This is a genomic window from Flavobacterium phragmitis (assembly GCF_900112575.1).
Classification (GTDB): domain Bacteria; phylum Bacteroidota; class Bacteroidia; order Flavobacteriales; family Flavobacteriaceae; genus Flavobacterium; species Flavobacterium phragmitis.
In genome coordinates this window covers 347,866-369,574 of record NZ_FOMH01000002.1, presented here as the reverse complement: position 1 = coordinate 369,574, position 21,709 = coordinate 347,866, and the positions used below count along the sequence as shown (strand labels likewise).

General features: G+C 34.1%; 18 protein-coding genes and 1 pseudogene. 9 read left to right on the top strand and 10 right to left on the bottom strand.

Translation table 11 applies throughout. The annotated features are described in order from the left end of the window. Positions 1 to 27: 27 nt before the first annotated feature. From BM289_RS04430 to BM289_RS04420, 3 genes are all read right to left on the bottom strand, one after another. Positions 28 to 375 (bottom strand): hypothetical protein, encoded by a 348-nt coding sequence (locus tag BM289_RS04430; protein ID WP_091491178.1) that lies wholly within the window; start codon positions 373 to 375, stop codon positions 28 to 30. A gap of 108 nt (positions 376 to 483) precedes the next feature. Next, entirely contained in the window at positions 484 to 906 is a 423-nt protein-coding gene (locus tag BM289_RS04425) for a DoxX family protein (protein WP_091491177.1), read from the bottom strand. A gap of 122 nt (positions 907 to 1,028) precedes the next feature. Then, entirely contained in the window at positions 1,029 to 2,657 is a 1,629-nt protein-coding gene (locus BM289_RS04420) for an acyl-CoA carboxylase subunit beta (RefSeq protein WP_091491175.1), read from the bottom strand. Positions 2,658 to 2,996: 339 nt separating this feature from the next. Between BM289_RS04420 and BM289_RS04415 the strand changes: the two genes are divergently transcribed. From BM289_RS04415 to BM289_RS04400, 4 genes are all read left to right on the top strand, one after another. Then, complete coding sequence (locus tag BM289_RS04415; protein WP_091491173.1) at positions 2,997 to 3,587, top strand: TetR/AcrR family transcriptional regulator; 591 nt, start codon at positions 2,997 to 2,999, stop codon at positions 3,585 to 3,587. Positions 3,588 to 3,656: 69 nt separating this feature from the next. Further along, positions 3,657 to 4,115, top strand: a complete 459-nt coding sequence (locus BM289_RS04410; RefSeq protein ID WP_091491172.1) for a hypothetical protein — start codon at positions 3,657 to 3,659, stop codon at positions 4,113 to 4,115. Positions 4,116 to 4,117: 2 nt separating this feature from the next. Then, positions 4,118 to 4,423 carry a DUF3817 domain-containing protein gene (locus BM289_RS04405; RefSeq protein WP_091491170.1) on the top strand — a complete coding sequence of 102 codons (306 nt, stop codon included), beginning with the start codon at positions 4,118 to 4,120 and terminating at the stop codon, positions 4,421 to 4,423. Between the two features lie 15 nt (positions 4,424 to 4,438). Beyond that, positions 4,439 to 4,645 carry a hypothetical protein gene (locus BM289_RS04400; protein ID WP_091491168.1) on the top strand — a complete coding sequence of 69 codons (207 nt, stop codon included), beginning with the start codon at positions 4,439 to 4,441 and terminating at the stop codon, positions 4,643 to 4,645. A 51-nt stretch (positions 4,646 to 4,696) separates the two neighbouring features. On the opposite strand, the gene lpxD is transcribed toward BM289_RS04400, so the two are convergent. From lpxD to prfB, 3 genes are all read right to left on the bottom strand, one after another. Continuing rightward, positions 4,697 to 5,695 (bottom strand): UDP-3-O-(3-hydroxymyristoyl)glucosamine N-acyltransferase, encoded by a 999-nt coding sequence (gene lpxD / locus BM289_RS04395; protein ID WP_091491167.1) that lies wholly within the window; start codon positions 5,693 to 5,695, stop codon positions 4,697 to 4,699. A gap of 329 nt (positions 5,696 to 6,024) precedes the next feature. Then, a complete protein-coding gene (gene msrB / locus BM289_RS04390) occupies positions 6,025 to 6,471 on the bottom strand; it encodes a peptide-methionine (R)-S-oxide reductase MsrB (RefSeq protein WP_091491165.1) in 447 nt (148 codons plus the stop codon). Between the two features lie 78 nt (positions 6,472 to 6,549). After that, a protein-coding gene (gene prfB / locus BM289_RS04385) for a peptide chain release factor 2 (RefSeq protein ID WP_143102044.1) occupies positions 6,550 to 7,648 on the bottom strand; the annotation gives its coding sequence in 2 pieces (ribosomal slippage) (positions 6,550 to 7,584 and positions 7,586 to 7,648; 1,098 coding nt in all). Between the two features lie 152 nt (positions 7,649 to 7,800). On the opposite strand from prfB, the gene BM289_RS04380 reads away from it, so the two are divergent. Beyond that, positions 7,801 to 8,820 (top strand): threonine aldolase family protein, encoded by a 1,020-nt coding sequence (locus BM289_RS04380; protein WP_091491162.1) that lies wholly within the window; start codon positions 7,801 to 7,803, stop codon positions 8,818 to 8,820. Positions 8,821 to 8,948: 128 nt separating this feature from the next. Here the strand turns inward: BM289_RS04380 and BM289_RS04375 are convergent. Continuing rightward, positions 8,949 to 9,275: pseudogene (locus BM289_RS04375) on the bottom strand (YbaB/EbfC family nucleoid-associated protein); the annotation flags it as partial. A gap of 139 nt (positions 9,276 to 9,414) precedes the next feature. On the opposite strand from BM289_RS04375, the gene BM289_RS04370 reads away from it, so the two are divergent. From BM289_RS04370 to BM289_RS04360, 3 genes are all read left to right on the top strand, one after another. Beyond that, the gene (locus BM289_RS04370; RefSeq protein ID WP_091491159.1) at positions 9,415 to 11,475 is read left to right on the top strand and encodes a S9 family peptidase; all 2,061 of its coding nucleotides are present in this window, start codon (positions 9,415 to 9,417) and stop codon (positions 11,473 to 11,475) included. A gap of 70 nt (positions 11,476 to 11,545) precedes the next feature. Continuing rightward, positions 11,546 to 12,586, top strand: coding sequence for a cysteate synthase (locus tag BM289_RS04365; protein WP_091491556.1), 1,041 nt, complete (start codon positions 11,546 to 11,548; stop codon positions 12,584 to 12,586). A 326-nt stretch (positions 12,587 to 12,912) separates the two neighbouring features. Further along, entirely contained in the window at positions 12,913 to 13,830 is a 918-nt protein-coding gene (locus BM289_RS04360; protein ID WP_091491158.1) for a LamG-like jellyroll fold domain-containing protein, read from the top strand. A 112-nt stretch (positions 13,831 to 13,942) separates the two neighbouring features. Here BM289_RS04360 and BM289_RS04355 read toward each other — a convergent pair whose 3' ends face one another. After that, on the bottom strand, positions 13,943 to 14,146 hold the full coding sequence (locus tag BM289_RS04355; protein ID WP_091491157.1) for a hypothetical protein: 204 nt from the start codon (positions 14,144 to 14,146) through the stop codon (positions 13,943 to 13,945). A 283-nt stretch (positions 14,147 to 14,429) separates the two neighbouring features. Here BM289_RS04355 and BM289_RS04350 point away from each other — a divergent pair, with 283 nt between their 5' ends. Then, positions 14,430 to 15,335, top strand: coding sequence for a LamG domain-containing protein (locus BM289_RS04350; protein ID WP_167365385.1), 906 nt, complete (start codon positions 14,430 to 14,432; stop codon positions 15,333 to 15,335). A 155-nt stretch (positions 15,336 to 15,490) separates the two neighbouring features. On the opposite strand, the gene BM289_RS04345 is transcribed toward BM289_RS04350, so the two are convergent. Together BM289_RS04345 and BM289_RS04340 are read right to left on the bottom strand one after the other, a co-directional pair. Next, complete coding sequence (locus BM289_RS04345; protein WP_091491154.1) at positions 15,491 to 16,201, bottom strand: hypothetical protein; 711 nt, start codon at positions 16,199 to 16,201, stop codon at positions 15,491 to 15,493. Between the two features lie 11 nt (positions 16,202 to 16,212). Further along, a complete protein-coding gene (locus BM289_RS04340) occupies positions 16,213 to 21,705 on the bottom strand; it encodes a DNA/RNA non-specific endonuclease (protein ID WP_091491153.1) in 5,493 nt (1,830 codons plus the stop codon). Between the last annotated feature and the right edge of the window lie 4 nt (positions 21,706 to 21,709).

The following is a 21,709-nucleotide window of genomic DNA, read 5'->3' as shown; positions in this document are numbered from 1 at the left end:
AAATCTTCAACAGAAATCAAGTTTTATTTACCAGAAAAAATGGAAAGCATAGAGTATGACTAAAACCTTTTTACTTTGAGTAGTAAACAGTTTAGTATATGCTGTAGTGGTTGTAACGGTTTGATGCTGTGGAATCAGCGGTAAAAAGGAATCTAAACATTTAAGTATTCCAGATGAATAAGTTTTAATGTTTGCTGCAAAATGATAACTGCCTTGCGGTTGAATAAATGCAGAAGAATCTCCGGTCTCTTTACAGAAATTAGTATCCGTTTTTTGCGTTTCAGTTATTTGCATAGAAGCGGTGTCTGCTTGATAAGCAAACAAACCTGCAATCAGAAGTGCAATAAAAATAACGGTTTTACGAATCCAATTCATGTCGGCGAATTTAAGTCATAAAACACAATTAATGAAATTTTATAGAATTAATTAACAAACAAAAATTATCCTCAGCCTTTTTGATTAAAAAACTGAGGATTTATGAGTTTATTGTTGCATTTTGAAGTAATAATCTGCAGAATGTTTACCGCTTCCATAAAATAAGAAGAAGATGCAGACAAGCAGAACGACTATAGCTAAAAGTAAGCTTTCGGAGTGCATTTTCCCCATAAAGTTTACAAGAACAGCACCGAATAAAATAGGTAATTGAGCCGCAATAGCCCAACGGGTTAATAGTCCAAAAATAATCATTATACCACCAATCATATGAGCAGGAGCAATGTAATGTAGCATAAACATTCCTCCTCCAAATTTATCAATAGGGGAAATTAAATCATGCAGGTACTGAATATTGGTGACAAATGAGACACCTTTCATAAATAAAAATCCACCCAAAACAATACGTACTAGATCCACCGGTAAATAAGTGTGCGAATTCGCCCATTTATTCAAACTTTTTACATTTTCCATGATGCTGTGTGATTAAAAATTATATGCTAAGTTACTAATTTTTAGTAATATGTGTATTTTTAACAGCCTGAAAATAAGATTTTTGTTTTTTATTTAACGTATCATTGTGAATTCTCGAATTGTTAAACCTGAATTACGCCCAAATTAAAAGGTTTTTGAATAGGAGCATGGTTTGCAGCTTCGATTCCCATTGAGATCCAAGTTCTTGTGTCTAAAGGATCAATTATGGCATCTGTCCAAAGTCTTGATGCTGCGTAATAAGGTGAAGTCTGCTCGTCGTAATGGGCTTTTATTTTATTGAAAAGTTCATTTTCTTTTTCTTCATCAACCATTTCTCCTTTCGCTTTAAGCGAAGAAGCTTCAATTTGCGCTAAAACTTTTGCAGCTTGAGTACCGCCCATTACGGCTAGTTCTGCACTTGGCCATGCAAAAATTAATCTAGGGTCATACGCTTTGCCACACATGGCATAATTTCCTGCGCCGTAAGAGTTTCCGACAATAACAGTAAATTTAGGAACAACTGAATTACTTACGGCATTTACCATTTTCGCACCATCTTTAATAATACCACCATGCTCTGATTTTGAGCCGACCATAAATCCGGTAACATCTTGAAGAAACACAAGTGGAATTTTTTTCTGGTTACAATTGGCAATAAATCGGGTTGCTTTATCAGCACTGTCAGAATAAATTACACCACCAAACTGCATTTCGCCTTTTTTAGTTTTTACCACTTTACGCTGATTGGCCACAATCCCGACAGCCCATCCGTCAATTCTGGCATAACCAGTAATTAATGATTGTCCGTAACCTTCTTTGTAAGCTTCAAATTCTGAATTATCAACCAAACGTTTGATGATTTCCATCATATCATATTGTTCCGTTCTAGCTTTTGGTAGGATTCCATAAATATCGTTGGGTTCTAAAGCTGGTTTTTCTGCTTTAATTCGGCTGTAGCCTGCTTTGTCAAAATCACCAATTTTATCTACAATATTTTTGATTTTGTCTAATGCATCTTTATCATCTTTCGCTTTATAATCGGTTACACCTGATATTTCGCAATGCGTTGTAGCACCGCCCAGAGTTTCATTGTCAATTGTTTCGCCAATTGCCGCTTTTACCAAATAACTTCCTGCAAGAAAAATACTTCCTGTTTTATCTACTATTAAAGCTTCATCGCTCATAATTGGTAAGTAAGCTCCTCCGGCAACACAGCTTCCCATAACGGCAGCAATCTGAGTGATTCCCATACTGCTCATTTGGGCATTGTTTCTAAAGATTCGCCCGAAATGTTCTTTATCTGGAAAAATTTCGTCTTGCATTGGCAGATAAACTCCTGCACTGTCCACAAGATAAATAATAGGAAGTCGGTTTTCCATAGCAATTTCCTGTGCGCGAAGGTTTTTCTTTCCTGTTATTGGAAACCAGGCTCCCGCTTTTACAGTAGCATCATTGGCCACAACAATACATTGTTTACCTTTGATGTAACCAATTTTTACGACAACACCGCCAGAAGGACATCCGCCGTGTTCTGGATACATTCCTTCTCCGGCAAAACCGCCAATTTCAATACTTTTAGAATTTTCGTCCAATAAATAAGCGATTCTTTCACGAGCCGTCATTTTACCTTCAGCGTGTAGTTTTTCGATACGTTTTTCGCCTCCGCCTAATTTTACCTTAGCAAATTTTTGTTTTAATTCAGAAAGGAGTAGTTTATTGTGATCTTCGTTTTTATTGAAGTTTAAATCCATGATATAGTATTGATTTGATAAAATAGTGTTGGCTAATTTACAAAATCAATTGCTTTGTGAATTAAGAAAGGCTTATAATATTTTGTTTTTATTTAAACACATAGAAACATAGACTATAATAAATTAGAAAAGGAATTAGAAAGAAACTAGTTTCTAACACATAGCTTTGTGTAAACGGTTGCACAATTTTTTTTAAGTTGAGCACATAAAGAATTATGTGATTTATTATAAGTGAAACGCTTTTTTAAGCACCAGCATAACTATGTTTCTATGTGTTTAAATTAATTACGGCGATTATTTTTCTTTAAATTTGCTTTTTCATACTAATCAGTATTTTTTATGTCAAAAGCTGCAAACACACGTCTTACCATTCTTCAAAAAGCCTTTGAATTGATTTATACCAAAGGCTATCAAACTACCAGTATTGATGAAATTATTGCCACTACGCAGGTTACGAAAGGAGCTTTTTACTACCATTTTAAAACCAAAGACGAAATGGGGATTGCTATTATTGAAGAAATCCTCAAACCGACGATGCAGGAACATTTTATACAACCAACTGAAGCTTCTCAAAACCCAATTGAGGATTTTTATAATATGATTTCGTATTTGCTTCTGGAAGATCCTTTTTTGCAGGTAAAGTACGGTTGTCCTGTTGGAAATCTTACTCAAGAGATGACTCCTTGGAATAACAAGTTTAGTGAGGCTTTGACAGAATTAGTGAATTTGTGGAAAGAAACCATTATAAATTCAATTGAAAAAGGAAAAGAGTCGGGTTTAATTCGTAAAGATGTTGTTGGTGAACAAGTGGCTTTTTTTATCCTGTCAGGCTATTGGGGAATACGAAATTTTGGAAAACTTCAAAATGATAATTCTGTTTATTTGGTTTATTTAAAGGAACTTAGAAGTTATTTGGATAACTTGAAATAAAATTATTTCTCAAAAACATACTAACCGGTATGTTTTTGAATATATTTGCATTGTCTAAATCAAAAAACAATGTATCAAACTCTTTTAGAAGGCCATTCTTATTTAAGGTGGCTCGTATTGGTAAGCTTGTTATGTTCTATTTACATAGCTTACAAAGGTTATTCGCAGAAACTTTCATTTACTAAAACAGCCAATTTATTCCGGCATTGGACGGCAACTATTGCCCATATCCAGCTACTTTTTGGAATATTGGTTTATCTGCAAAGTCCGATTGTGAAATATTTTTGGAGAAACTATAAAGAAGAATTTCAAAATTTGGATGCTTCATTTTTTGGAATTATCCATATTGCTTTGATGTTAATTGCTATTATCATCGTTACAATTGGCTCGGCTCTTTCTAAAAGAAGAAAAACGGACGAAGAGAAATTCAAAACTATGCTTTTCTGGTTTTTGATTGCTTTAGTTATCATTTTTATAGCCATTCCGTGGCCATTTTCACCTCTTGCCAACAGACCTTATTTTAGATAATTATGAAAAATTTATTGCTTACCAATGCCGGAAGATTGCGAATTATTGGATTCTTAGAAGGAACGTCACTTTTAATCTTGCTTTTTATCGCAATGCCTATGAAATATATTTTTGAAATGCCTTTTTTAACAAGACCTGTCGGAACAATTCATGGTGCATTATTTCTGCTTTTTATTTTTAATGCCATAAGTGTTGGAGTAGAGCAGAACTGGAAATTTGCAACTACAACATGGAAAGTGCTTTTGGCCTGTATTATTCCGTTTGGAACTTTTTATATTGATTCCAGAATTCTTAGTAAAATTAAATAATCAAAATGTTGTACTATGATTTTTGTATTCAAAACAAACGTTGACAGTATTTCTAAAGTGAAGAAAGTTACGCCAAAACTAAATCAGTTATTTCCAAATTCAAATTGGAATTTTGATCTCGAAGATTGTGATAATATTCTACGATTTGAGTGTAAAGATGATATTATCGAAAAGTTAATTTTTTTAATGAAAGTAATTGGCTTTGAATGTGAAGTATTATAAAAACAAAAACATCCGTAGTAGTGGATGTTTTTTGTATAAATTCTAATTGAATTATTTTTTAGGGGTGCAAACCATTCGTTTTAAGATAGCCCATTGTTTTAGTGCATCTCGAGCTTCGACAGCAGGGTAGCCCAACATTGTTTTTCCAGCAGGAACGTCTCCAGTTACACCAGATCCGGCACCAATTACGGCTCCGTCTCCAATTGTCGTATGATCTTTTATGGAAGCACTTCCGCCAATAATAACGCCATTCCCTAAAGTTACAGAACCTGCTAAACCGCTGTTTCCAGCCATAATACAGAACTTTCCAAGTTTGCTGTTATGCCCAATTTGAACTAAATTATCTATTTTACAACCATCTCCTAAAATTGTAGAGCTAAATTTCCCACGGTCAACACATGAATTTGCACCAATTTCAACTCCGTTTCCAATGACAACATTTCCAATTTGCGGAATTTTCACCAACCCTTTTTCAGCGCAAGGACGAAATCCGAAACCATCTGCCCCAATTGTTGCATTTGGATGAATAATACAATCGTTTCCAATGTGACAGCGTTCACGAACAACTGTTCCAGACCAAATAATAGTATTTATTCCGATAGTGGATTCGTCTAAAATGGTAACGTTAGGATAAATCACCGCATAAGCACCAATTTCGGCTTTTGGGCCAATGTAACAGCCGGCACCAATTTTAGCGCCTTCGCCAATAATCGCAGTTTCATCTATAGTGGCGGTTTTATGAATGTCATTACGAAAGATTGGAGCTGGCTGGGCAAAAAGGGCAAGAATCTGAGACATTGCCAAATCTGCATTTTTTACTTTTATGAAAGCACGGTTTTCTCCAGGTTCAATCGAAATATCTTCGTTGACTATAGCTATGGATGCATTTGATGCCGACCAATATTTTTCATATTTTTTATTTCCAATAAATGAGATTTCTGAAGTTGTTGCTTTTTCTAATTGTTCTGTGGCGTTTATGGTTTGTGAAGTACTGCCGCAAATTACGCCATTAATAACTTCATTAATTTCTTGAATTGAATAGAATCTCATTGACAAATTTAATAGATTGTGTGTTATTTTTTGCCAAATAAAATGAATTACATTTTAATTACCTAATTAATTTTTTGGGTTTCTTAATAAAAAAATAAAATAACAATATAATTTTTGAAAAATTAACATTTAAAATATTAATTGATGAGATTTTTTTAAGAATTTGACTGGCTGTAACTTAGATTTTGAGTAAAATCAGTTCGAAATTTAGAAGAAGAAACAAATCATTTAATTACTAAGTAATAACTTACATTTGTTTTGTTAAATCACTTAATTGTTGATAGTTGTAAAAAAAGCGATTCGCTTTTTAACGAATCGCTTTTTATAAATTATTCTTTAATTTTTGATAAAGAAACTGCGTTGATGCAGTATCGCAAACCACTTGGTGGAGGTCCATCAGGAAAAATGTGTCCTAAATGCGCATCGCAGACATTGCATACCACTTCTACACGAACCATTCCGTATGATCTATCGGCATGATACCCGATAACATTTTCTTTGATTGGCTGTGTAAAAGACGGCCACCCGGTTCCCGATTCGAATTTTTCGCTCGCATCAAAAAGAACTGTTCCACAGCATTTACACTCATAAATTCCAGGATCAAATAGACTGCACATTTCAGAGCTGAAAGATCTTTCGGTTCCTTTTAAACGTGTTACTTGAAATTCTTCTGGAGTCAAGATTTGTTTCCATTCTTCCTCCGTTTTTTCCACTCTCTTTTCAGGAGCCGGATTTCCTTTATTTGTAAAATGAATTACATCTGCCCATTTTATCATAACTAGTTTTTTTTAGTTTTCAGTCTCAGTCTCAGTTTTCAGTGAATTGCGACTGCGACTGAAAACTGCGACTGAACACTATTCTTCCTCTTTCTGTCCCATCATCATCAGATAGGCTTTTAGGAAAGGATCGATATTTCCATTCATTACACCGTCAACATCGCTGGTTTCGTAACCTGTACGAACGTCTTTTACTAATTTATAAGGTTGCATTACGTAATTGCGAATCTGCGAACCCCATTCGATTTTCATTTTTCCGGCTTCAATATCGGCGCGCTGTGCTTGTTGTTTTTTCAACTCAATTTCGTACAATTGAGAACGAAGCATTTGCATAGCACGTTGTCTGTTATCCTGTTGAGAACGTGTTTCAGAACACTGAATTTGGATTCCAGTTGGTTTGTGAACCAATTGAACTTTAGTTTCAACCTTATTTACGTTTTGTCCACCGGCACCACTAGAACGAGAAGTTGTAATCTCGATATCAGCTGGATTAATATCAATTTCGATACTGTCATCAACTAATGGATAAACGTATACAGAAACGAATGAAGTATGACGTTTGGCATTACTGTCAAAAGGTGAGATTCTTACTAAGCGGTGCACTCCGTTTTCTCCTTTTAAATATCCAAAGGAATAATCTCCTTCAAATTCTAAAGTTACCGTTTTGATTCCAGCAACATCACCTTCTTGAAAGTTCAGCTCTTTAATTTTGTAGCCATAACTTTCTCCCCACATCATATACATACGCATCAGCATTCCTGCCCAGTCGCAACTTTCAGTTCCTCCGGCTCCAGCCGTAATTTGAACCACAGCGCTTAAACTGTCTCCTTCGTCAGAAAGCATGTTTTTGAATTCGATGTTTTCAATGTGCGATTGTGCAATATTATATTGTTCATCTAGTTCATCAACAGTAAGTTCTCCTTCTTTATAGAAATCATAAGCGAGCTGTAATTCTTCTGTTAGAGAAACGGCTTTGTCGTAATCTTCAATCCATTTTTTCTTGTTTCGAAGATTTTTTACAATGTTTTCGGCGTCTTTTGGATTGTTCCAAAAGTCAGGTGCAAATGTTTTTTCTTCTTCGTTGGCAATTTCGATTAGCTTGGCATCGACGTCAAAGATACCTCCTCAACGCACCAAGGCGCTCCACAATACCTTTTACTTGTTCGGCTGTTGTCATAAATTAATTAATAGGGATTTATATGTTTTTTATCAAAATTACGTTAATTTGGTCTATAGAAACGAGCGAGTTAAATTTTACTAAAACTTGCGGAGAATAACTATAAGTAATACGTAATTTTGCATACAAAAATAAGATATAGTTTTTAGAATATGGAAATAAATTTAATCAGCGATACCATAACAAAGCCTACTTATGAAATGCTGCAGTATATGTTTAACGCCCATGTTGGCGACGATGTATACAAACAGGATCCTACGGTGATTGAATTGGAAAACAGAACAGCGGAGTTTTTTGGTATGGAAGCTGGGCTTTTTTTTCCGTCTGGAACTATGGCAAATCAGACTGCGATTAAACTGCATACGCAACCAGGAGAGCAGTTAATTGCAGATAAATATGCTCATGTTTATCATTATGAAGGAGGGGGAGTTTCTTTTAACAGCGGTGTTTCCTGCTGTTTAGTAGATGGAAATAGAGGAATGATAACGGCGGCGCAAGTTAAAGCAGCAATAAACGACCCAGAATTTTATCATAGTCCGTTGACCAGTTTGGTTTGTGTTGAAAATACAACCAACAAAGGAGGTGGTGCTTGTTACGAATTAGAAGATTTAAGAGAGATAAAGAAAGTTTGTGATGCCAATAATCTGAAATTCCACATGGATGGCGCCAGAATTTGGAATGCTTTGGTGGCAAAAAGACAAAATCCCAAAGAATTTGGAGCTATTTTCGATACTATTTCGGTTTGTTTATCTAAAGGATTAGGTGCTCCAATAGGTTCTGTATTGCTTGGAAGTAAAGCTGATATTCACAGAGCGTTGAGAATCAGAAAGATATTAGGGGGAGGAATGCGTCAGGTTGGGTATTTAGCTGCTGCGGGATTATACGCTTTAGCACATAATATTGAGAGATTGGCAGAAGATCATCGTCGAGCAAAAGAGATTGCAAAAATATTAAGTACAAAACAATGGATTGCATCTATTGAACCTGTTGAAACCAATATTTTAATTTTTTCATTGGCAGAAGGTTATAGCGACCAATTATTGATTGAAAAATTAAAACAGAAAAATATACTTATAAGTTCTTTAGGACATAACAAACTTCGTATTGTGACGCATTTAGATTACAAAGAAGTCATGCATACTTATGTTTTAGAAACACTTTCGAAGTTTTAAAGAAAGTGACAAAGTGACAAAGGTTCAGAGTAACAAAGCTTAAAAAAAGACGCAATATGCGTCTTTTTTTGTTTTTTGAGTAAGAGAGAAGAAACCTTTGTCCCTTTGTAACTCTGTATCTTTGCCTCTTATTTAAACAAATTATCCATTCCAGGAATAGAAGGCATATCCATTCTAGCAACAGCGTCTAATTCTCTTTCGTTGACATTGGTTGCTTTTTCAATTGCTTTGTTCAAAGTAACAATTAAATAGTCTTCCAGCTGTTCTTTATCTTCCATTAAAGAGTCGTCAATAGAGATTGATTTTATTTTTCTGCTGGCAGTAATAGTCACTTTCAGTAATCCATCTGCGCTTTGCTCATCAATCAAAACAGTATCTAAACGCTTTTTAGTATCTTCAATTTTTTGTTGGGTTTCTTTAAGTTTACCCATCATTCCCATTAAATCCATTTTTGTTGATTTTTTAAATTGTTTTCAGACAAAATTAGTATATTGCTATATTATTTCAATAGAATATTTTAAGAAAAAATTAATTTGGTTCTATTGTGTTTGTACTATTTTTGCGTCTTTATTTTTAAAAATTAATGCTCATTCAATGCAAAATGATATATCGGCTCCAAAGGCCAAAATAATTCCAAAAACATTAAAAAAACACAAAGAATCCAGAATTGACAACTATTTCTGGCTGAACGACAGAGAAAATTCAGAAGTAATTGATTACCTCAATCAGGAAAATGCTTACTATGAAAATATGACTTCTCATACAAAATCTTTAAAAGATAATTTGTTTGAAGAAATGAAAGGAAGAATCAAAGAAGATGATTCTTCTGTTCCTTATTTTTATAATGGATATTTCTATATTACCCGTTTTGAAACCGGGCAGGATTATCCAATTTTTGCCAGAAAAAAAGGAAGTCTTGCTGCAGACGAAGAAATTCTTTTTAACTGTAATGAGATGGCAAAAGGACATGCTTATTTTAAATTAGGAGGTTTAAGCATTAGTCCGGATAATAAATTTGCCAGTTTTGGAGTAGATATCGTAGGAAGAAGAATTTATACCATTCAAATTAAAAATTTAGAAACTGGCGAAATTTTAGCTGATAAAATAGAAAATGTTACAGGAGCTTCAGTGTGGGCAAATGACAATAATACTATTTTTTATGTAAGACAAGATCAGGTGACGTTGAGAGCTGATAAAGTTTTTAAACATAAATTGAATACAGCGTCTGATAAAGATGTTTTGGTTTTTGATGAAGTTGATGATACTTTTAATGTTTCAATCAGCAAAGAGAAATCAAGAAAATATATTGTTATTGGTTCTGGAAGTACTTTGACAACAGAATATAGAATTTTAAATTCTAACAATCCCGATGGAGAATTTGTTGTTTTTCAGCCACGTGTCCGCGGATTGGAATACAGCATTTCGCACTATGAAGATTCGTTTTATATTTTGACGAATAAAGATAAAGCGACCAATTTTAAATTGATGAAAACGCCTGAAGATAAAACAGGAAAGAAAAACTGGGTAGATCTTATTCCGCACAGAGAAGATGTTTTATTGGAAGATATTGAAATATTTAAAAATTATTTAGTTGTAGAGGAGCGTTCTAATGGTTTAAATCATATCCGCATTATGCCGTGGAATGATGAACCTGATTATTATCTTCCGTTTGGCAGTGAAACGTATAATGCTTACACGACAACCAATGTAGATTTTGATACCGACATTTTACGTTATAGTTATCAGTCATTGGCAACGCCATCGTCTGTAATTGATTTTAATATGAAAACTAAAACCAAAGAAATCTTGAAAGAGCAAGAGGTTTTGGGAGGAAAGTTCGATAAAAACAATTACATCGAAGAAAGAGTGTGGGCAACAGCTGGAGATGGTGTAAAAGTGCCAATTTCGATGGTTTACCGAAAAGGGCTGGAGAAAAATGGTAAAAATCCGTTGTTGCTTTATGCTTACGGTTCATATGGAATTACAATGGATACTTATTTTTCTTCAACAAGATTATCGCTTTTAGATCGCGGATTTGTTTACGCTATTGCTCATATTCGTGGAGGAGAAGATTTAGGAAGACAATGGTATGAAGATGGAAAACTGTTAAAAAAGAAAAATACCTTTACAGATTTCATTGATTGCTCTAAATTTGTAATAGACCAAAAGTACACTTCTCCAGAACATTTGTATGCAGAAGGAGGATCAGCAGGAGGTCTTTTAATGGGAGTGATTGTAAATGAAGCTCCTGAATTGTATAACGGAGTCATAGCTCAGGTGCCTTTTGTAGACGTAATTACCACAATGCTGGATGACAGCATTCCGCTTACAACTGGAGAGTATGATGAATGGGGCAACCCAAACAAAAAAGAATATTATGATTATATGTTGTCGTATTCACCTTACGATAATGTAAAAGCGCAGGAATATCCTAATATGTATGTATCTACAGGATTACACGATTCGCAGGTACAATATTGGGAGCCAGCTAAATGGGTTGCAAAATTGCGAGATCTAAAAACAAATAATAAACTTTTATTTTTAGATACAAACATGGATGCAGGTCATGGCGGGGCTTCGGGACGTTTTGAGGCTTTGAAAGACTTAGCAAAAGAATTTAGTTTTTTGTTAGATTTAGAAAAAATTAAAAGCTAATTAGATTTTTTTTGTTAAATTTGCAACCTATCAAGGTTAATTAAAAATGCCCTTGATTAACTATTTTTTTATGAAAGAAGAAATAACCGCTTATAATAATGTTTTAGAGTTAATAGGTAACACCCCGCTTATTAAACTAAATAAAATCACCGAAGAGTTAGAAGGAAATTTCTACGCAAAGGTAGAAGCTTTCAATCCAGGTCATTCCTCAAAAGATAGAATAGCATTATATATTATTGAAGAGGCCGAAAAAAGAGGAATTCTATCACCAGGAGATACCATTATCGAAACCACATCTGGAAATACAGGATTTAGTTTGGCAATGGTAAGCATTATTAAAGGTTACAATTGTATTTTAGCAGTAAGTTCAAAATCATCAAAAGATAAAATTGACATGCTGCGCAGTTTAGGAGCTAAAGTATATGTCTGTCCGGCTCACGTTTCTGCAGATGATGAAAGATCATACTACAATGTAGCAAAACGTTTACACGAAGAAACAAAAGGATCAGTTTACATTAATCAATATTTTAACCAATTGAATATTGATGCTCACTACAACACTACAGGTCCTGAAATTTGGGAACAGACAAAAGGACAAATCACGCACTTAGTTGCTTGCAGCGGAACAGGAGGAACTATCTCTGGAACTGCAAAATTCTTAAAAGAAAAAAATCCAAATATTAGAATCTTAGGAGTTGACGCTTTTGGATCTGTGTTGAAAAAATACCACGAAACAAAAGAGTTTGACAGCAAAGAAATTTACCCTTACCGTATAGAAGGTCTTGGAAAAAACTTAATTCCGTCTGCTACAGATTTTGATATTATTGATAAATTCATGAAAGTAACCGACGAAGAGAGTGCACACTCAGCAAGAGAAATCACTCGTAAAGAAGGTTTATTTGTTGGATATACTTCTGGAGCAGTAATGCAGGCTATAAAACAATATGCTGAAGAAGGCGAATTTACAAAAGACAGCAATATTATCGCTATTTTCCCAGATCACGGTTCTCGTTATATGAGTAAAGTATTCAGCGATGACTGGATGAACGAACAAGGTTTCTTTGACAGCGTTAACGAAGAAGAAGCTCAAAAAATTGAATTCGTAAAGTAATTAAGTTACTTTTTTAAATATCAAACTCCATCCGTATTTACGAATGGAGTTTTTTTATGGTCTAAATTTAAAATGAGATATTAGGTATTTTGTTAAAAGAGCGTATTTATGCGTAAGAAATTAGTAAGTTGATTAAATTTTGACTTGTATTTTAGTAATATCGTTAAAAGTGTAAAAATGTATTTTGACGATATAAAATGCTCGAAATTGTTTATTTTAACGAGTATTTCTGTAGGTTGTCGGAAATATTTCCGCTCCAATTCATAATAATCTAGTTTAGCAGTGTTAAAATAACCTTAGTTGTTTAATCCCTAAAATCTATTATTATGAAAAAATTACTACTCACAGTTTTGTTTGTAAGTTATTTGAATGTTACTGCTCAAACACCGATTCAGGAATTTAACTTTAATGGTACTTTAAATAATACCGCTAACACCACTTCGTTTATGGGAATCGATAATTTCGTTGCCGACAGGGCAGGGGAAGCCAGAGGTGCCCAAAGATTAAATAATAAAGCGCTAGAAGCAGTTATAGACAATCTGCCACAAGGTAAGAGTGCTCGAACAGTTAGTATCTGGGTTAAATTCAATGATATTTCAAGTGCAAATTATATTTGGGGATACGGAAATGCTTATAATGCGCAATACTGCGGTTTATTGCAGCAAGGAACATCTTCTTCTAACTCCGATTTGAGTTTGGCTGCTTGGGGTGCTTCAAATGATGTGATCGTTTCTACTCCTTTAGAAAAATATGTTTGGTATAATTATACGATTACTTATGAAGGAGCAACTTCTAGAATCTATCGTGACGGAAAGCTGTTGAAATATCTTGAAGGCATGACAAGAGCCACAAACGGTACTATTTTTAGATTAGGCGAAATTAATACTACTATTGGTATTAATGCGGATATAGACGATTTAAAAATCTACAATGTAGCTTTAACTCCAGAACAGGTAAAAGATCTTTATGAAAGCGGAAAACCTGTCGTAGCTGTTGCAAGTACGCCAACAATGGAATTAAAGACTTCTAAAACGGTTACTGCAAACGGAAAAACGGCGGCTAAACCAGCAAGTGGCAAAATAATAACTACAACTGATGTTAGTGGTACTGCAAAAAATATTGAAGTCTACTCGCAAGGTCAAAAAATAGAAGGAAGTAATGCAATGAATATTAATGATCTGCCAGAGGGAACTTATTTGCTAAAAATTACTAGTTCTCCAGCCAAAAAGATTACTTCAAAATAACAGCTTTTACTTAGTTTTTAATTTTAGTTAGTTTGAATGTTGCGAAAGCAATGTAATTTTTTGAAATAGTAATAAAAAAAACCTTCTGGAGCTCAGAAGGTTTTTTATTGAATTATCTTTTTTTCTGCTGGCCTGGAGCATATGCTTTGGCACTTTTGCTTCCTGAAGCTTTTTTAGCTTGTCCTGGCGGTATTTTTTTTTCTCTGGGTGCTGGTGCTGCAGTATGCGTGTGCGTGCTGCAACTGATAACGCTTAATACTAAAAATAAAAGTACTAAAACGATAACTGCGATTCTAGTGATTTTTGATGTCTGCATTTTGGGGTAATTGATTGTTAATTCTCTTCACAGCAAATATATATTTTAAAGTAGAATTAATGAAATAACAGTCCAAAAAGTCTGATTTTTAAAATTTGTGAGAATTATGTATTTATATGTAGGAATTTCTTGGTAATGCTGAATTAAAATTATAGTTTTAACAAAATTTGTAAAAATTCAATTAGGGTTTTAATGAGCTGAAGTATTGTAGTTTAAATTCTTTGAAAAAAGAAGATTTTCATTCAAATACGTTGAAAAATATACTTTTAATATCTTTTTATATATGAAAAAATTATTACTCTCTTTGATGTTTGTAAGTTTTTTGAATACGAATGCACAAAATCCGGTGCAGGAATTTACTTTTAATGGGAATATGAATAGTGCTGATAACACCATTTCATTTTTAGGAACTCCTGTTTTTGTAAATGACAGAATGGGAACTCCTAAAAGTGCTTTACGCCTAACGAATAAAGCGTATCAAGCAGTAGTTGGCGATCTTCCGCAGGATAATAAACCAAAGACTTTTTCTGTTTGGGTAAAATTTAATGCTGTTACTGCGGCCAATTATATTTTGGGTTATGGAACAGCAGTAAACGGACAGTATTTTGGACTCATACAACAACCAGCAGTTTCTGGTAATTCCGATTTAAGTTTGGTGGGTTGGGGTGATACAAACAATGTTGTTGTTTCGGTACCGCTTATAAAAGAGACTTGGTATTTTTATAGTGTTACCTACGATGGAAATGTATCAAAAATATATCGTAATGGAGAACTGCTAAAATCTGTAGAGGGTATTCAACGTTCGGCAAAAGGATATATTTTAAATATCGGAAAACTGAATACGGCAACAAGTATTAGTGCCGATATTGATGATTTAAGGTTATATACTGTTGCAATGACAGATGAACAGGTGAGAGAAGCTTATAATAGTTCTAAACCAGCTGTTTCGACACCACAACCGCAAGTAGCATCTCCAATAAAAAAGACAGTTACGGCTCCTGCAAAAACTTCGGCTCCAGCTCCAGCAGCACCTGTTACAGCTTCTTCAAATGAAGCTAATAAAGGTGGAAAAAATATTGAGGTTTTCTCGCAAGGTAAAAAACTAATAGGAACTGATGCTTCAAATATCACTGACTTGCCAGAAGGAACTTATTTGATTAAAGTGACGAATGGAACTCCTCAAAAATAATTTTTGAATTTTATATAAGCAAAAAGCCTTCTGAAATTTCAGAAGGCTTTTTGTTTCTAGCTTAATACGCTAATTACTACGAATAGAACTACTAGTGCTATTATGGCGTATCTTGTGATTTTTGAGGTTTGCATAAAATATTGGGATTAAAAGAACTATTCAAAAATGTAACTGACAAACTCATCTCTCTTATCATAAGGAATATCATAGTGAAGAGATTTTAATATCATTGTATTCCAAGGCTTCCAATCATCAGAGAGTTCATTATTAGTTACTTTATAGTGATCTAATATTCCTTCTACAAAATAATCTTTCAAAGGAAGATCAAGTGTCCTTTCTTTACCATCTTTTGTGAGAACTACCTTGTACTCTAAATTATTATTTTTATCAATATGAAACATAAATACACCACTGTCCCACGAACTTAAATATTCCAAATCACCATCTGAGTCATATTCAGTTGGTACAAGATCATTATCTTTTTCATATTCAAATATCATAGACATCATACGTTCATTTACCCATTGATAGAAAACATCTGCACTATCTAGTAAATCTTTTTTTTCTTTTTCAGAATCCCACCATTCTTTCTCTGTAACTTCACCATCAGGATAAATTTCAATCTGATATTTATTAAATCTAGTGTTAAGGTTATCTATATTACTGTCATATTTATTAAATATTGAATTAATTAAATCATCAATTTCATCAAATGATATCCAAAAAGAATTTGTTAAATCATTCTCATCAATGTATTCAATTTTACCATACCTGATAGACCCTTTATCAATATTAAATATGATATTGATTTTTTGCCAATTTTTACCTTTTAATTGTTCTATTATTTCATTATAATTTGTTATCACGCCTAAGTATTTTATGGGTTTCTATATCTTGTTGATAATTCAGTGTCTAAATTACCATCTTTATAAATTTTAACATCAACTGATGTTGGTCTTTGACTATTTCCATCAAAATTAAATTTCATTTCTGCTTTTATTTTAACATTTGGATTTGCCCTTTTAAAATCAGATACTGCTTTCTCCATGTTATACCATTGTCCACCAGCTCTATTTTCCACTGCATTTTGAGAAAAATAATTTATTTGCTCACTTGGGCCTCCCCATTCATTTCTAAATATGTGACCGCCATCATCATTAGAAAATCCATCTTTAACATTTTTTGTTTTTTGCTGAAATCCTTCATTTCTAGCTTTTGAAGCAAAATCAAGATCATCCATAATGGCTTTGTTAACTCTGCCCAATTCATCTGTTTCAAAAACATATTTTGCATTATCTACAACATATTTGAATTTCTTCATTAAAGGAGGAGCTACATTTAGAAATTTATTCCAACCTTGTCCTTTGTCTCCAGATATTGCATGAATTTCGTTGTCTAAAATTTCAGCCCATCTTTTCCCTTTATTATCGACTAAAATAAGCTTACCATCAAGTTTTTTAATTGACCAGGTACTTGGTAATTGTTTTGTAATTTCAAGTAGTTCTGCGAGTTTTTTAGCCCCTAAAACTTTATCAAGCTCTTCTAGTACTTCTTTGTCAAGATTGCCTGAGAAAGATTTACCCATCTCAACACCATCTGGACCATCACATGTTGGACATTCGTTAACAGGAGGAGTATCTACTTTTGTTGCTGTACCATTTGGTTCAACTCTATACCATTTAGTCCCTTCCGCACGTCTTATACCTTTTTCATAAGCAGTGATTGCTCCGTCTGTGGTGTAAACAACCTTACCTGTGGCTTCTGAAAGAGCTTTAGCACTGCCTAAGTCATTACATGAAAGTAATATTATTTCTTTCTTTTTACTTAATTTTTTGCTTAATAAATCACCTAATTCTTCTGGACTATGTTCAACTCCATCAACTATAAATTTTCCATTATCTGTTGCGTGTAAACTTAAAGATAACTGGTCAGAACTTTTAAGAAGCTTGTTAAAATTAGCAGCTAATGCTTCACGTACTTTTTTACTAATACCTGGTTCTAACTTGGCTAAAGGCGTAATTACAAACTTACCAAATTTATCAACCCCAGCTTTTATAAATGGACTGCTAATTTTTGCAAATTTACCCATAATTGCTCCAATAGCATCTAATCGATCTAGGGTTTGGAAAAATGTAGCTAAACCTTTTGCTTCACCAGCTCCATAAAAACAAGAGATTACAACAAATCCTACTTCTCCTGTCGCATAAGATGCCATACATGCATTTGCAGAATATTTATCCCATTGCTCTCCAGCAAGATCTCCAATTGTTGACCAGCTAAGTTTAGTTAAACCATCCCATAATTTGACAGCTTGATTATCTTCGTTTGTAATTAATTTGATGACCATTGATGCTCCCTCAGGAATTCCTCCCACAGCACCAACTAAACCATTCCAGATACCGCATGTAAACGCAAAACCACAACGGCTTTCAGAGTACTTAACTACGTCCTTATCATTGTTTGTGATGAAATTATTCATTTTATCCTTAACAACACTAAATGTTATGTATGAATAAACTTGAGCAGGAATAGGATTGTAATCCTTATCATCAGGATTATAAAAACGAATAGGAATTTTCGCTTCTCCAATAATGCCTGCTAAACCATCTAACATTGCAGTTAATGGATTAAAAGGAGTATAAGTTCCCTCAAATTTTGGTAATATATCAATTAAGGCCTTAAGATATTTATTCATCTCAGGTGTTCCTTTTCCTTCTATACCATCTCCTAAGAAAGTTTTTATCGAAGGATCTGAGGCATTTGTGAAATCAATTAATAAACCAATTTCTTTTCCTTTTAGAGAAGATAAGTAATTGTTTATTTCAGTTTTTTTAGCTTCAGGAGTCTTAGAATCAACTAAGTATATTTTACATAAAGTTTTGGTATTTTCCTTAATTCCAACTAATTGACTTAATATTTTTTGCTTTTCTGTATCTGAAATTACTGTAGCAAAATCGAAAAGATGTGCTTCCTTTGTATTAACGTCTGTTTTATCTTCAGTATATTTTTTATTAGCATTTCTACCTAAATTAACTACATAATTGGTATACTCTCCATTACCAGTTCCTCCTTTAACACCATTGTCAGAACTACAATCTAGGATTCCCCAAACTTGAGTTCTGGAGTCTTTTAATCCTTCTTTTTTAGATTTGTCCTCAACTATCGTTTTTATATATTGTTGTAAACCTGATATATTTCCGGAACTCATGAAGGATTTTATATAATCGTATTTAGTTCGGATATATTTTTTATCTACGTTACATTCGCCTTTATTATTTGCAAATAACCAAATCCATGGATTACCAGTTACAGTTTTTGTAACTGCGTGAATTTCTCTCTTTTCAACGCCATTAACAGTATGGATATAAACATATTTTTGTTCTTTATCGTCCCAAACATAATTTACTATTTCTCCATTAAATAGATCACTAAATCCAGATGTAAAACCATCTTCAGCAATATAATCTCCTGAATATACACTAGTTAATTTAGTTTTTACAAACTCAAAATTTGGGGAAATTCCATATCCTCCAGCTAAAGCCCCAGCAGAACTCTTCTGGAAACCATAGAATTTCCATCCTCCACTATGAATAATATCCCAATCGTTATGAGATAGGACAGTACCATTCCCATAATCCATTAAGAGATTGGTTTTGTCAGATTCGGCATTTGTTGAAAATGGGTGTTTTAAACCAAAAATACCATGACCTAATTCGTGTGCAGCAGTTTTTAAATCACCACTGTTAAATACAAAAGCATATTGACCGCCAAGTGGCATGAAACCGTCATATGCTTCCGAACCAGGTTTTCCGGTGTAGAGAACATAATACGTTTTCTCATTATATTTGAAGTCGTTATTGTCTTCAATTTGAGTTATGATATCGATCTGACCATCTGTATAAAAGTTAAAAAGATCACTGTCTCCACATTCAATTTCAGATGGTAAATCGCTAATTTGTACATTTTGAGACGTTACAGTAAAACTAATACCAGCTTTATTGTAAACCTCATTAAGGAACTTTTCAGCTTCAGTGTTATCAGGAGTTTTTACTCCGTTGATTCCCAATAATGTTACGCTAATTGGGGTTTTCTTAGTTAGATCCCAAACGTTTATTTTACCTGCAATTTCAGATTTACCTTGGATTGTTTTAGTAGAATCCTGCGGATTTTTTTCTTCTTTGCCTTTTACTGTCGCAATAATGCTGTATTTACCGAATTCAAATTTTTTGGTCAGTTTTATTTCAGCTTGTGTCTCATTTTTCCATTCAAAATCGACTTTTTCTCCTGCACTGGTTTTAAAAATAATATCCTTTTGGGATTTGCCATTTTTAAAAGTAGCTTCAGCATAAACAACTTCTTGATGTTTGCTGAATAAATCAGATACAGCTTTATAATCAACATTATAATTGCCTCCTGCTGCCATCGGAATGGTTTCGTAAGTCTGTAAGATTTTTGGCGCTCCATTTGCCGGCATCTTGTCATAGGCATACTTATTACTAACAGTCTCGGTAAGGCTGTTGGAGAATTTAATTACTGCGTCTTTCGAGGATACTTGAGTGACTTCACCGCTGCTCGAAACACCATTTGTATTTGAAGCAACTGCTTTTCCGCCTTCTGCTCCTTGTGAAATAGTAGGCTCTCCTTTTCCATTTGCAGGAATTGTCACTGTTTTACCCTCTTTATCGGTAAAGACTTGCTCATAAGGAGATTTTGCTAGTGTCGTAACTGCTCCATTTTCTCCTTTTATGGTTACAGTTCCATCAGGATTTAAGGTTGCTGATTTCACAACATAATCTAATGTTCCCTCTACAGGTTTTCCATCGCTTCCAAATACATCCGTAAGAATTTGATCACCATCAACCATCCCTTTCCACTCAGCATCATAAGAAGCAATAATCTCCCCAGAAATCAATTTAAAATCGGTATTTAAGCCGATATTGTTAAATGTGATTCGGATGCGGGTGTTTTCGCCAATGCTTCCTTTAGATTCTCCTTTTTCGTCTTTTCCGGCGAGTGCATCGGCAGCGTCAATTAGTTTTCTGAATTTTTCAAGGAAAGGGAAGGTTACATAACCATCTCCAGAAAAAGTTCCGTTGCTTCCGGTAGCATGCAGTACTACTACAGGGAAATCTCCTGCTGCAATTACATCGTTTGGAAAAAGTGTTGCTAACGGACTAGTATTGGCTAAATCGGCAGGATCTGGTTTTATACCACAGCCTTGAAAAGCAATTTCGTCTCTAACCAGAGTTTGAAATTCTTTAACTGTACTGTGGGTATATTTTCCAACATCACAAGAAGCACCAACAGTATATTCGTAAGTTGTGTTTGGTTTTAAATTACTAATGGTAACCGATTCTCTAGGCGTAACAATTTTATACCATTCTGAATCGGCATTTTTTTCACGATAGTTTACTTGATAATCAAAATTATCAAGGTTTCCTGACCAAGTTACTTTTGCCTGGTTTTCGCTTATTCCTTCTACATTTATGGCCAGAGGAGCAGTACAGAATACTTCGTAATCGAAAGAGTAAATTTCGCTGAATCCATTATTTTTAAATACACCAACTTCTTCTGCACCCAAAAGTGCTTTTGCTTTTACTCTCCAAGCATATCTTTTACCTGGAATCAATTGCGGTTCCGATACGCCATATTGCAGCGTAGTTGATCGTGTAGTGGTTGTAAATAGAGGAGGTGAGTAGGCAAATGCATTTTGTATAGGCGTGTATTTGTCCCATATTTCTACTAATGAAAACTCATATTCCACATTACTCACGTTAATCTGTCTTGGAGTCCAGCTGAAGATAATGTTCTGAATATTCTGCTGCATTATCGAAGCATTGTTCAAAGGCAGATTCAGAAATGGTGGATCGTTCTGGAAAACAACAGTTGTTACACTGGTTTTCTTCGAAAGCTTTTTATTCGTTGCAAAGTCATAAACCTCAACAGAGAATGTATAAATACCTTCTGGAAGTGCCTGTGCATATTGGTTCGGATTTATTCCAAGAAGGTTTTGATACTGAAAGTAAGGTGCTAAATCTACATTGGTTAACTGAAGCGGTACACCTCCTTCTAGAAAAAGATCGTGCGCTCCAACTACAAAATCGTTGGTCATTAAAGAAATAGACTGCCCTTGGAAATAACACTTTAATCGAATCTGACGATTGGAAATGGTTAAATCGTTTAAAGCAATCTGCACTTTAATGGGACTATTTATGGTAGACGCATCGGCATAATTGCTTAAGTAAATCGGTGAAGGCTGTGTAATCTGCGTACTAATGGTAACTGGATAGGTCTGTGCTATACCAGAAACTATTGCCGAAAGCCAAAACCCAAGGGTTAAGAATAGTTGAAATTGTAGTTTTTTTAGCATTTGG

Bases quoted from the DNA above. Each gene is read 5' to 3' on its own strand.
- BM289_RS04420 (WP_091491175.1), bottom strand. From the start codon at position 2,657: ATGGATTTAAACTTCAATAAAAACGAAGATCACAATAAACTACTCCTT.
- BM289_RS04430 (WP_091491178.1), bottom strand. From the start codon at position 375: ATGAATTGGATTCGTAAAACCGTTATTTTTATTGCACTTCTGATTGCA.
- msrB (WP_091491165.1), bottom strand. From the start codon at position 6,471: ATGATAAAATGGGCAGATGTAATTCATTTTACAAATAAAGGAAATCCG.
- BM289_RS04340 (WP_091491153.1), bottom strand. From the start codon at position 21,705: ATGCTAAAAAAACTACAATTTCAACTATTCTTAACCCTTGGGTTTTGG.
- BM289_RS04425 (WP_091491177.1), bottom strand. From the start codon at position 906: ATGGAAAATGTAAAAAGTTTGAATAAATGGGCGAATTCGCACACTTAT.
- lpxD (WP_091491167.1), bottom strand. From the start codon at position 5,695: ATGAGATTCTATTCAATTCAAGAAATTAATGAAGTTATTAATGGCGTA.
- BM289_RS04350 (WP_167365385.1), top strand. From the start codon at position 14,430: ATGAAAAAATTATTACTCTCTTTGATGTTTGTAAGTTTTTTGAATACG.
- BM289_RS04355 (WP_091491157.1), bottom strand. From the start codon at position 14,146: ATGCAGACATCAAAAATCACTAGAATCGCAGTTATCGTTTTAGTACTT.
- BM289_RS04380 (WP_091491162.1), top strand. From the start codon at position 7,801: ATGGAAATAAATTTAATCAGCGATACCATAACAAAGCCTACTTATGAA.
- BM289_RS04370 (WP_091491159.1), top strand. From the start codon at position 9,415: ATGCAAAATGATATATCGGCTCCAAAGGCCAAAATAATTCCAAAAACA.
- BM289_RS04360 (WP_091491158.1), top strand. From the start codon at position 12,913: ATGAAAAAATTACTACTCACAGTTTTGTTTGTAAGTTATTTGAATGTT.
- BM289_RS04400 (WP_091491168.1), top strand. From the start codon at position 4,439: ATGATTTTTGTATTCAAAACAAACGTTGACAGTATTTCTAAAGTGAAG.
- BM289_RS04365 (WP_091491556.1), top strand. From the start codon at position 11,546: ATGAAAGAAGAAATAACCGCTTATAATAATGTTTTAGAGTTAATAGGT.
- BM289_RS04405 (WP_091491170.1), top strand. From the start codon at position 4,118: ATGAAAAATTTATTGCTTACCAATGCCGGAAGATTGCGAATTATTGGA.
- BM289_RS04410 (WP_091491172.1), top strand. From the start codon at position 3,657: ATGTATCAAACTCTTTTAGAAGGCCATTCTTATTTAAGGTGGCTCGTA.
- BM289_RS04415 (WP_091491173.1), top strand. From the start codon at position 2,997: ATGTCAAAAGCTGCAAACACACGTCTTACCATTCTTCAAAAAGCCTTT.